This window comes from Flavobacterium sp. AJR, from assembly GCF_002156885.1.
Classification (GTDB): Bacteria; Bacteroidota; Bacteroidia; order Flavobacteriales; family Flavobacteriaceae; genus Flavobacterium.
Map to the genome: position 1 here is coordinate 1 of NZ_NCWQ01000109.1, position 11,432 is coordinate 11,432.

The window sequence follows — 11,432 nt, forward strand, 5'->3', positions numbered from 1 at the left end:
CTTTTTCTTTTCCATTAAAACCATATCTGTACTCGTTGGTATTACCATGTCTTGTAGGAACAAGCATTCCAAAAGGGTAATAATCAGAATAACTAAGAACGTCTGGCATGAAATTATTTCCACCTATCAATTTTCTATCTGAAATAACAGATAAAACATTTCCTAAATGGTTTGACAACTCATATTGTTTGTCTCCTACAAAACGATATGCGGTTGCTGGTGTACCTGGCGTGGTATTTTCTCCTTTACCTTGTGCAAGACCTTCACACCCATCGCCTATACCATTTTTATTAGCATCTTCCTGTCCAGGATTGGCAATCGTAGGACAATTATCTCATACATCGCCATCACCATAAGAATACTTTCTTATTTTTATAGATATACTCTATGGCTTATTGTTGGGGCACGAGCGGGACGCATCGCACTAGCACCTGCGTTACCTAATGCTCGCGCCAGCAGGGGGAAATCAGGAGGTGTTTACAGTGCAAATAACAAATTTATTCTTTAAATAGGAACTCCTAACAAATCTTTTTTACTTTGTTTAGTAACATTTCAAAATCTGTCAAACTAGGTTTATTATTCGTTTTCACAAAAAGGTTGTCATTTTTAATTTCTATTTCAATATTTTTTTCATTTTTAAATATTTCTAAAATAGACTTTAATAAATGAATATTATGACTTTGTTTCAATTCAAAAATTGCAAAGCCATCGACATTTATTGTACTTTTTTTACTAAATAAATTCAATATTTTTTCGTGGAATTCAAGAGGTTTTAAAAAATAATATCCATTAATATTGGGTACTTCTAACCAAAACATAATCTGATAGCTAGAAAATGAATATCTCGAATTTGTATTTAAATCAACTTTTGGAAAAAATAACAAATTGTTTTGGACAAATTTAAATGATATTTTATAATCCCAATTTGAGTACTTGGACAAAATTATCGTCTTTTTAAGACATGATATTTGAGCTTTATCTATTTTCGTAATCTTATAATTTGATTTTTTTAAATAGTTAGAGATTTCTTCGATAATCCTTTCATCATCATCAAAATTTTCTAATTCTTCGTTTGATTTTATTTTATATGCATCATAAGTATCTACTTTTTCATCAGCCTGTTCAATTAAAAATTTTGTTCCAGTTTTAGGGTCATATAAAAATGAATCAACATTTTTTTTCTTTGTTTCTTTTTGTTCATTTATACTTAATATCATTAATCTTATAAATAATATAAGCCATCCTAATAATAGTAATACACTTATAATAATTCCTATGGTTGGCATTCTTATTTTTTTTTAAATATTAATTAAATCCTATACTTCTCTTACTAAAACATATAGCATGTCTATACTCAAAATCTTCTTTAACGAAACCCTTTTGTTGAAATTAAATGAGCGTTTTTTGAATCCAAATAAAGATAGATGCTATCTTTCTCATATGAAAATCTATAAGAGAAAAATGATTAAGCCATCAAATCGATGGCTTTTTCTTTTATAAAACCTAATACCAGAATCAAAGCCAGTATTAGGTTTTACATATCTATTCCTTAACTTTATTTTTTAAACTTTCTTGATATTCCCCGTATGAATAATACTTTAATTTAGAGCGAACAGCCTGAATATAGGTATCCTCCTTATCCAAAATTAGTTGTATAATATAAGACTCTCCAGTGTCTTGAATTGTATCAATATACATATTGTAAGTACCGTCAAATCTCTTTTCCTCACAATTTTTAATATTCAGTTTTAATGAGTCTGAATGCTTAAAAATTTCATAATCAGATGAGACAAACCTGCCTTCCCTAGTTTCGCTTGTAATTATCCATGAATGATTAAAATTTTCAAAGCCAATCTCATCATACCTCTTTAATGTTAAATCCTCATTTTTATAATAAAATTGCTCAATGAACCATCTTCCCTTTACCATATCAAAATATTTTTTCCGATTCGTACTGCAAGAAACAGTTATAAAGAACAAAATAAATAGTAATACCTTTTTCATATCTTTCATATTACTTTTTAGGAGATTGCGATGAACTTGAATTTTCACTTGGAGCTGACCAGCTATTAACCTTCTCAATTTGTTCAGTCTGAGCTTTTGAATTTAACAATCTAAATTTAGCAACAGAAGAAGAAACTTCATTAATAATTTTCTCAGCTGTTTCCCCTATATTCTTAGATTCATTTCCATTACCACCAAACATTACAATGTTTGCAATATCGGTCATATCTTTAACATTTATATTTTCTTTTTTGATAATCCCAGTTTTAACAGCATACTGCAAATTTTTTAAAACTTGACCCACAACAGAATTATTAGAATTCAATACTTCTCCACTCCAACTATCCTTAATTTCCCATGAACGCATCTGTTTATCAAGAGCAACTTTGTCGTCTACCATCGCTTTTGTATCTATAAAATCCTGAACTCCCTTATACAAATCATAAATAACGAAAATACCCATTGCTTTTGCTTTTGCTGGAATTGGCGTAGGTTCGTAGGTTTTACCAAATGACGAGTTCGAAACAAAGCTTTTACTTCCAAATTTCTGCCTTCCATCAATCTGTCCATTTCCTTTATTACGACGTACATCTTTATTAACTTGGTAATTACTATCTGTCCAGGTTCCATCACTATTAGCAGTAAGATTGTCTGCGTTATTGTAGCCTCCTGTTAAACCAAAGACACTTTCTGAGGAGGTACTGTTATATGCTAATGTAGGATTACTTTGTTTGTAAGTTTTTTGAAAATTGTCATTAAAATTTTCCAGTTTTATTTGAAGTCTTCCTGATGTGAATTCAACCCTTGCTTCATGAAAACTTAAATACTCAAGCCCTTCCAACTCCATTCCATCAATGACTCTATTTTCAGAAAAAGCATACGGAGAGTTATGAGGGTAAAGTCTAGTAAGTGGGTCTAAAGATAAGAACCTACCAATTCTCGGGTCATGCATCCTAAAGGTATAATTCAACGAATTTCCTTCCCCTTTAATCTCATCGTCCTTTTCCTGTCCTTGGAAGCCATACTTGTATTTTTTTTATAATTTAACTATCGCTTTAATAGCGGAAATAACTCTTTCTGCTTCCCAAGAAGGGATATTTTTCCCAAATCTTAGTTGAGTTTCATCGGTTTTAATTTCTATAGTTCCCGCACTTATTATATATTGCATTTCTTTTTCAGCTGTCCCAAATCCAATATAATCCATTGTTTCATTATCTAATGGGTGCTTTGTGAAGTTTTCTTCGCCTATGTATTTTATATGTATTATTTTTTCTAATCCGAACTCTGTTTCTTTGAATTTTCCCAAACTTTTATAAACAACTTTTAATGTTTTATTATTTACTATGACATATTCACTGTAGAAAGCACTTGCTATATACCTTTTTGCTACTATATATAAAAAAAAAGCCAATGAGAAAAACAATAAGGAAAAAAGCGTATCTTCTTTAATCTGTGAAATCCCTATAAATACAAAACCTACAGTTGCCGAAAGTGACACAAAAGCTGTAAATCCAAAACCAAACTTTAAAATTGCTTTATCATTTTTTTTTATATCAACACGAGTTTCATGTCTTTTATTCTCCATTTATTTTTTCTTTTTTCAGATTTCTCTGATTCATTTTAATATTACTCTTCCCAGCCTACTCCATTGTAATCAAAACTTTGTAAAGCTTTATACGCCACTATGCGAGTTGTGTTGGATTTTAATTCAATTCCTAAGCTTTTCCTATCATAATTTTTAAAAAATCGGACTTGATATGAATTTTTAAAGATGGGATTTTCACAAATCATAATAAGCTTAATGTTTCCAATACTATCAATTTGAACATTCCACCTCGTATTGTCTTCCTCATCTTCTGCAGGATATTTATAGATTTCTGGGATTGAGAAGAATCCTTCTCGAAAACTAAAATAATTTATTAACAAATCATCTTTGCAATCTTTATTTTTTATTTCAAACTCATCAATAGCCCAATTACCAATAATTTTTTCAGAAATTATATCTTTTTTAGATTGACAAGATGATGTTAATATTAGAATACCAACAATTAAACATTTCAAAGATTGAACTATATGGTTTTTACTATTTAACATTGGTATTATCTTTTTTAGTTTCTGTTGTTTCTTTTAATTTAATCTTTTTTGTTGTCGCATCCATCTTTCTTTTTTCCTGTTGTCCTTCTTTTGTTAAATCACGATAAATTTCCATTCCTGCTTTTATAATTTCGTTCGTATACTCTGGAGAACCATCGCCTCCATATAGCATTACATTAGCAATTAATGAAAGATTTTTTGTGTCTCTCATACTTGCAGGAATATATGATTTTTGAGTAGATTTTAGAGCCTTTTCGATAGCAGGCAAAACCTTTTTTGTTAGTATATCCTGATGCTCTGCTAATAAATTAGCATCTTGAGTTATTAAATGATTTTTGTACCATTTTAAACTTGTTGATACTAGTGCAACAGCTATTGTAGCTTTATTTGCTCTTACTGAATTCGAATAATTCAATTGAGTATCAACATTTCTTTTAAAGTTATACTTATTAGCATGATTTATTGATTCTTTCTTTCCTCCATAAACATCACTTTCATCAAGAATTCCTAGTGATAAGTCTTGTTCTACAAATCCTATTCTAATATCGTCTTTCACGGAAGTTCCTTCATATATGTAACGTCCCAAATAGATTAAATCTTGTTTAGGGAATCTATATAAAAATCTATCCCAACTATCATAAACATTCGTATGAACCATGTTATATGATGCTTCATTAAGATTATCAACATTAATCATAGCAGCACCATAGGTCATTTTTATTCGAGATTCATTATGTCCTAAAAATTCTAATCCTTCTAATTCCATTCCGTCAATCACTCTGTTTTCAGCAAACGCATAAGGTGAGTTATGAGGATATTGTGGACTTAATGGGTCTAAAGATAAAAACCTACCAATCCTCGGGTCATGCATTCTAAAGGTATAATTCAACGAATTTCCTTCGCCTTTAATCTCATCATCCTTTTCTTGCCCTTGAAATCCGTAACGATATGAATCACTAGAGCCATGTCTGGTTGGTACTTGCATACCAAAAGGGAAACCGCTTATACACTATTTTGAATCAGGTTTTATTTTTAAGAACGTGAGGCAAACATATACAAAAAAACCGTCTGGATTATCTCCAAACGGTCATTTTTTAATAAGAATAAGGTTTTTTTCTAAAATATCAGTTACAGCCAAATTTTTCCATCGGGTGATTGTATTCCAACTTCAATTTTAAATCATCGATACTTATAAAATCATATCGTTGAACACTGGTAACGTAACGATAACCACCCAAATACTGTGCTTGTCTTAGTCCCAATTCTTTTATCCAAATAGCCATTCTGGACTGTTTGAACTGTTTAAAGTCTTTGATATAGTGAAGTCCACTCCCTTTATACTAATATCATTAAGACGGATAAAAGAAATATAAATAGGAAAGTTAGAAACAATAACGCTATTAATTTCCTAATTTCAATATAGTAATCAAGAACTATTTTATCATTTAATTTTAAAATCTCACTTTTATCGAGTGAAACTATTTTCCCTTCAAAAGAATTTGTAAGCGTTTTATGTTTCTCATAGAAATCAGGATGTACTTTCTTAATATAAGAAGATACTTTAGAAGCTAAATTTAAAAGTTTAGCAATATAAATGGGATACAAAATAAATCCATAAATTAAAGATAGATAATTGAAATATCTTACTTTTAGAACAATTAATACTCCCGTAAACAATGTTGCTATTAAAAAAGTTATATATAGATTACGAATATTCATTATTTCTTTAATTTTTCATTAATCATTTGCGTAGCAGTTTCCATAGTTTTAATATCTCCTTGCGTCGATTTGAGATTTGCATTAGCTTTATTCAAGTCTTCATTTCCTTGGTTATATTGTTCTAAAGCCCATTTTTTATGTAATTCTCCATTTTGACCTTTATAATAATCTGAAGTTTTGAATTTTGAAATTTTTTCTTTCGCATCTTTTATATTAGTAAGGGCTTCTTTTTTATCTTTTTGTATCGTAGTTAATGTCTGCTTTGCTCTTTTAATCTGACCTGACAATGATTCTTTTGCACCCTCCAATAATGTAGTGTATTTTGCTAAATTAGATATAGGTTTTAGTTCAGTATTACTATATGAATAATCTAAAGAAACAGGAAGAAGACCTGCACCTAAACCAAATGAAAAATACCCTCCCATATATTTACCCGAAGAGGCAAGTCCGACAGAAACACCACCAGGTATTCCAATCAGTGTTGCATTGAAAGACCCTCCTCCAGTATGTCCCCAACCAGAAGCATCCTTAGCAGAAGGCATTGTTGGGAAAACGGTAAGATTTAACCCTGTCGCTATGGAAACATTTGTAGTAAGCCCCAAACCATAGCTACCGTAAGCATAAATTCCATCTGGAGCAATTACAATTCCTGCGCCAGAATTACCTGTAATTCCTGCGCCTCCACTAACGGTTTTACCAACTAACAAGACTTCTTTTCCTTCTAACTCAACTCCATCAATAACCCTATTCTCACTAAATGCATAAGGACTATTCCATGCAAACTTTGCACTTAAAGGGTCAATTGCAAAGAATCTACCAATCCTAGGGTCGTGCATTCTAAATTTGTAGTTAATCGAATTTCCTTCACCTTTTAGCTCATCGTCCTTCTCCTGCCCCTGAAAACCATATCTGTAAGGCTCTGAACTACCATGTCTATTAGGTACAAGCATTCCAAAAGGATAACACCTTATACTCTTTTCAAAGACCTTATAAAAACTGCTTTACTTTCTTAACTTCTACCATACGCCAAAACCTAATACCAGAATCATATCCAGTATTAGGTTTCCTTATTTAAATCGATGCTATTTAAGGTTCATCGTTGCACTTAGTTTTTAGGTTCATCTATAGTAAAATTGCCCGTTTCAATTTCCTCTCTTGAAAATCCTGCTTTTAAAACAGCCGTAGTATCGGTTATTTGTTTTGAATAATTTACTCTAATTACCTTGGGTAAATGAGATAAATATTTTACTTCATAAAACTTTCCAATATCCGTTTTAGTAATTTCTGCATCTAAATCATTCTCATGATAAATATATCTTCTGTTATCTATATAATATGATGTATACATATTAGACCATTTTGGTAATCGTACAATACTATCGATTCTGCCAATTGTTGTTTTACCTTCTTTTTTTAATTCTTTCTCATATCTATAACTTCTTATTTGTCCATATAAAACAAAAATTAGGAAAGACCCAAGAATTAATATGGGTACTACTTTTGATTTAGCTTTCATAATTATTCTATTTCTTGTGGAACTGAATTAGCTCCTATTGCAATAATACCTTTAAAATACTCTTTGACCATCGCTTCTCCAAAACCTGAACTTGGAAGATAATTATCAGTCGCTTTCCCAAAACGATTGCTCAATACTGCTGAACCAGCCTGAACAGCCCATTTATTGAATGATTTTGGAGTTTGAGCACTTCTAAAATTTATAATATCATCAGGAGTCCAAGTAATTGTTTCTCCAAAAATTGCAGGACCAATTCCTGGGACTATTGAACTTACAGATGAAACCACGTTTATATCTCCAACACTTCTTCCATTTGCAAAATATTGAGCTCCTGCATTCGATACTACATTTGTTGCTGCTGAGCCCAAAGTTATTTGAGACAATGCTGCTGCACCTTCTGACCATAAATAAGCTCCTCCAGCCGCTAAACCTCCTGATACTGCCAGTACTGGTAAAGCAACTGCACTAGCTGCTATAGCCGCATGTGCAGGGTCTTTGTCTGGTCCATAAGCTCCTGAGGAAACACGGCTTTCAGATTTATAAAAAGATTCTCCTCCTGACATTTTACTTTCATAAGGATAATGATTTTTATTAAACTCTGCTCTTGCTTGTTGTAATGAAATACCTTTGTATTTTGCTAATGTTTCGGCTGTATCGCCTTTATCAGCTACTAAAGTACCTGAAGCGTTTCTATGCCAAAAAGGCTCTAGTCCATTTGGGTCTATAAAATAAATTGGGTTATTATTAAACACAACATACGGAGAAGTCGATGCATTCAGAACTGGGTCGGGTTGGCTTCTTCTGCCTAGGCGAACATTGAGCATATAACCTCCAAAATCATAACTATTTCCTGTCCCCATTATTTCATCATCTTTTTCATGTCCTCCGAACCCATATTTGTATTCATTTGAACTATAATGTCTAGTAGGCACCTGCATACCAAAAGGGTAATAATCAGAATAACTAAGAACGTCAGGCATAAAGATACTTCCGGTAAACAATTTTCTGTCACTTACAACCGAAAGTACGTTTCCTAAATGATTCGAAAACTCATATTGCTTGTCTCCTACAAAACGGTATGCTGTTATCGGTGTGGCAGGTATAGCATTTTCTCCTTGGCCTTGTGCTAATCCTTCGCATACATCGCCAATACCATTGCCATTAGCATCTTCCTGTAATGGGTTAGCAATTGTTGGGCAATTATCACAGACATCTCCTATACCGCCTCCATCGATTTTGCTTATTGTTACGGGTGCAAAGTCAGGAGACATTCGCACAGCACTCACAACAAATTTATTCATTAGAACTCTTCGTAGAGCGGGTTAATTCACTCGATTTTTCTTTTGGAACCACTTCAACAGTCACTTCATTCTCAATAAAAAAATCATAAAGCGGTTTTAAATCACCTCTATTCAAACACATAAACCAAATTTTCTTCTCTTTATCTACAGAATTTAAATAGGTAATACCGACAGCCCCAGGGTCTCTAGAAGAAGGGAGAGCAATACAAACTGACTTAATCTGTTGCAGATTTACAATTTCCTTTTCTTTTCTTAGAAAATATGATTTAATAATTTGTTTATCTATGATTTCAATTTGATATATAAAATGTACTGAAAAAAGATATGCTATATATAAGAGAATTACAAAATATACTGACAAGTAAATTGATGTGTGTGTCAATATATATCTATGATTCAATTCAGGTAGAAGTATTAGAGGAAGAGAAAATCCAAAAAATAATATCCAAAATAAATTTAAACTGTTGGTATAGGAAGTTGTATATCTCATCTTTTTAATTTTTATTTTCTATTTTCAGCATTATTAACACTTTGTAACTCACCAGTAGCATCAGTAGTTCCTTTAAAAACATTAAGAGAACCTTTTACAGCCTCTGTACCACCACTTGCACTACCTAAACTATTAATAGAAAAGAATCGTGCAAAACCTCGAACGAAAGCTTTAACAGCGTGAAATACTTGTTGCTGTCCTTTCGTCTCCAATTGGCTATCAATTAGCTAACTATGATTTTCTCCTCCACCAGCAATCTCATCCACATCAAAAGCAAGAGAAACAATCGTTCCAACTTTTTCAATTTTTTGGAAATTTGTTACTGCTTGTATCCCTACACTTTCTAGTGCCAGAGGCGCGATAACTGCAGTTTTATAATTACTGACAGTTGTAGCATATTTGCCAGACCCCTCAATTGATTTATCTGGTACAGGATAAATTGGATTAAACGTTTTAATAGCTTTCCCATAATTAGACCAATTACTCTTTTTACCCACTTCTTTGGGATTATACCCAGCCTTATTCATGTTCAACTTAGCCAAATCTCCAGTAAAGATTGCTCTCACCATACCATCCGTACCATAAATATTAAACTGACTTTGAGATTTAGTAGCTGGCCAATCAGCATTAGGATAATTTCTTGTCGTATATTCTCGCTCTTTAAACATTTCATATTTACCTCCAGCTCCTTTAAAAACTCTGTAAACATGCATGTTTAAATGTTCAGCACCTTCTAATTCTATACCATCCATAACCCTGTTTTCACTAAATGCATATGTAGAATTGTGAGGATATTTTCTAAACAATGGGTCAATTGCAAAGAATCTTCCAATACGTGGGTCATGCATACGATAAGTATAATTCAAAGAATTCCCTTCACCCTTAATCTCATCATCCTTTTCCTGACCTTGGAATCCGTAATTATAAGGGTCTGCGACATTTTTTTTACAAGTATTTACCTGTTAAATATAAAATTTTAAAGAACATGATTTTAAAGGATAAACTTACTGTTTTATTGCTCAAATCCAAAAATAAATCTTCAAAACAGCAGTAAAAATAACCAAACTTTTACTGAAGCAAATTGTCCTGCGGTTGAGTCTTTTCAGATGAGTTCTCAGTGTCAAATTCTTTCTTTCTATATGATTTGTACCAAATCGCTTAACAGAATGCACTTTCTTATCAATCAGATACCTATAGTTTTTAAGTCTGTCCGTAAATATCTTTTTAGCGTCAGATAATTTTAAAGTTTCCAGAACACGGTTCAGCGTTTTATTGGTTCGTTTGCCAACATTAAAACTTACAACAGTTTTGGAATTTCTCTCAAGCGCATAAACTAGCCAGATATAATTCCTCTTGTGTCTAATGTAAGTACACAGCTCATCAACTTCATAAGTTTTACCTTTGGTGATATTTCGCTTAACAATGTTTTTGGCAATAGACACAATTCTTTTTAATAATGTTGTAGCTGATATTTTTAATATTCTTGCTGTGCTTCTTATCCCTAAACCTTCTTTAGTTAATTGAATAATATTCTGGTTTATATCTCCTTTATAAGCCAGATATGCATAATTTTTAACTCTAGTTTTCCCGCATGCTCTGCAAATATATCTTTGATTACCAGACTTTGTCTTTCCATACTTTATCATATTTCGAATGTCACCAACACATCTGTAACACCTAGTCTGGTTTGACTCCATTTTTTTCGATTTAAGGCATTATAAAATTAAAAAACAGCCCAAAGGCTGTTTTAATTTTTATGCGATATTAATATAAATATCTGATTTTCTGTAGATGTCAGATGCAATAATTAACCACCAACACATCTGATACATTACCCATTACCAACATACTTTAACTTATCAAATATTTTTAGAAATCCTATAATTAACTTTTGATTGTAGAAAATCAGTAAATTCAGTATCGAATTTATTAATTCGGAAAGTATATTTTTTATCATCAATTATTATTTTGAACCTAATATTGATTCCTTCATATCGATTAGAAACCATTAGCGCTTCTTTTACCTGATTGTAATTCACTTTTATTTCTTTTTTTATAAGATAAAATTCAACTATCATGTAGTCTTCATACATATAGAGTCGCACTGCATTGTATCTAGTAAAAAAAATTAATAGAATAGCCATAGACTGAACCCACAAGAAAACTGTAATATTAAAATCATCCCAAGAAAAAATACAACAGATACAATAAATAGATATCCCCGCTAAAAGTGGAAATAATATTTTTAACCATGATACTTTTCGAACTAACAAACAATTATTATTATTATTATTATTATTATTATTAT

At 31.6% G+C, this 11,432-nt stretch carries 16 protein-coding genes; 1 reads left to right on the forward strand and 15 read right to left on the reverse strand.

Annotation, left to right across the window (positions count from 1 at the left end; translation table 11 throughout):
- Positions 1-107 precede the first annotated feature (107 nt).
- Positions 108-356, forward strand: a complete 249-nt coding sequence (locus B8T70_RS23980; protein ID WP_039116779.1) for a hypothetical protein — start codon at positions 108-110, stop codon at positions 354-356.
- Between the two features lie 162 nt (positions 357-518).
- Here B8T70_RS23980 and B8T70_RS21095 read toward each other — a convergent pair whose 3' ends face one another.
- The 15 genes from B8T70_RS21095 to B8T70_RS24135 form a co-directional block, all read right to left on the reverse strand.
- A complete protein-coding gene (locus B8T70_RS21095; RefSeq protein ID WP_039116778.1) occupies positions 519-1,286 on the reverse strand; it encodes a hypothetical protein in 768 nt (255 codons plus the stop codon).
- A gap of 256 nt (positions 1,287-1,542) precedes the next feature.
- Positions 1,543-2,004, reverse strand: coding sequence for a hypothetical protein (locus B8T70_RS21100; protein WP_123912140.1), 462 nt, complete (start codon positions 2,002-2,004; stop codon positions 1,543-1,545).
- Between the two features lie 10 nt (positions 2,005-2,014).
- Positions 2,015-2,956: a hypothetical protein gene (locus B8T70_RS21105; RefSeq protein ID WP_039116776.1), complete on the reverse strand. Its 942-nt coding sequence runs from the start codon at positions 2,954-2,956 to the stop codon at positions 2,015-2,017.
- 84 nt (positions 2,957-3,040) lie between these two features.
- A complete protein-coding gene (locus B8T70_RS21110) occupies positions 3,041-3,589 on the reverse strand; it encodes a hypothetical protein (protein WP_039116775.1) in 549 nt (182 codons plus the stop codon).
- A gap of 41 nt (positions 3,590-3,630) precedes the next feature.
- Positions 3,631-4,098: a hypothetical protein gene (locus B8T70_RS21115; protein ID WP_039116774.1), complete on the reverse strand. Its 468-nt coding sequence runs from the start codon at positions 4,096-4,098 to the stop codon at positions 3,631-3,633.
- Positions 4,088-5,083 (reverse strand): RHS repeat-associated core domain-containing protein, encoded by a 996-nt coding sequence (locus B8T70_RS21120; protein ID WP_052259603.1) that lies wholly within the window; start codon positions 5,081-5,083, stop codon positions 4,088-4,090. Before B8T70_RS21120 ends, B8T70_RS21115 begins: the two co-directional genes overlap by 11 nt.
- Positions 5,084-5,222: 139 nt before the next feature.
- Positions 5,223-5,381 (reverse strand): hypothetical protein, encoded by a 159-nt coding sequence (locus B8T70_RS23985; protein ID WP_165572141.1) that lies wholly within the window; start codon positions 5,379-5,381, stop codon positions 5,223-5,225.
- Between the two features lie 435 nt (positions 5,382-5,816).
- Complete coding sequence (locus B8T70_RS21130) at positions 5,817-6,767, reverse strand: hypothetical protein (protein WP_086896127.1); 951 nt, start codon at positions 6,765-6,767, stop codon at positions 5,817-5,819.
- A gap of 155 nt (positions 6,768-6,922) precedes the next feature.
- Positions 6,923-7,333, reverse strand: coding sequence for a hypothetical protein (locus B8T70_RS21135; RefSeq protein WP_086896128.1), 411 nt, complete (start codon positions 7,331-7,333; stop codon positions 6,923-6,925).
- Between the two features lie 2 nt (positions 7,334-7,335).
- Positions 7,336-8,634 (reverse strand): RHS repeat domain-containing protein, encoded by a 1,299-nt coding sequence (locus tag B8T70_RS23660; protein ID WP_123912141.1) that lies wholly within the window; start codon positions 8,632-8,634, stop codon positions 7,336-7,338.
- Entirely contained in the window at positions 8,627-9,124 is a 498-nt protein-coding gene (locus B8T70_RS21145) for a hypothetical protein (protein WP_039116785.1), read from the reverse strand. Before B8T70_RS21145 ends, B8T70_RS23660 begins: the two co-directional genes overlap by 8 nt.
- An 11-nt stretch (positions 9,125-9,135) precedes the next feature.
- Positions 9,136-9,336, reverse strand: a complete 201-nt coding sequence (locus B8T70_RS21150) for a hypothetical protein (protein ID WP_039116784.1) — start codon at positions 9,334-9,336, stop codon at positions 9,136-9,138.
- Positions 9,337-9,351: 15 nt separating this feature from the next.
- A complete protein-coding gene (locus tag B8T70_RS21155) occupies positions 9,352-9,972 on the reverse strand; it encodes a hypothetical protein (RefSeq protein WP_039116783.1) in 621 nt (206 codons plus the stop codon).
- 171 nt (positions 9,973-10,143) lie between these two features.
- The gene (locus B8T70_RS21160; RefSeq protein ID WP_086896129.1) at positions 10,144-10,821 is read right to left on the reverse strand and encodes an IS1 family transposase; all 678 of its coding nucleotides are present in this window, start codon (positions 10,819-10,821) and stop codon (positions 10,144-10,146) included.
- A 162-nt stretch (positions 10,822-10,983) separates the two neighbouring features.
- Positions 10,984-11,432, reverse strand: a 449-nt coding sequence (locus B8T70_RS24135; protein WP_207621554.1) for a hypothetical protein, incomplete at its 5' end; no start/stop codon positions are given.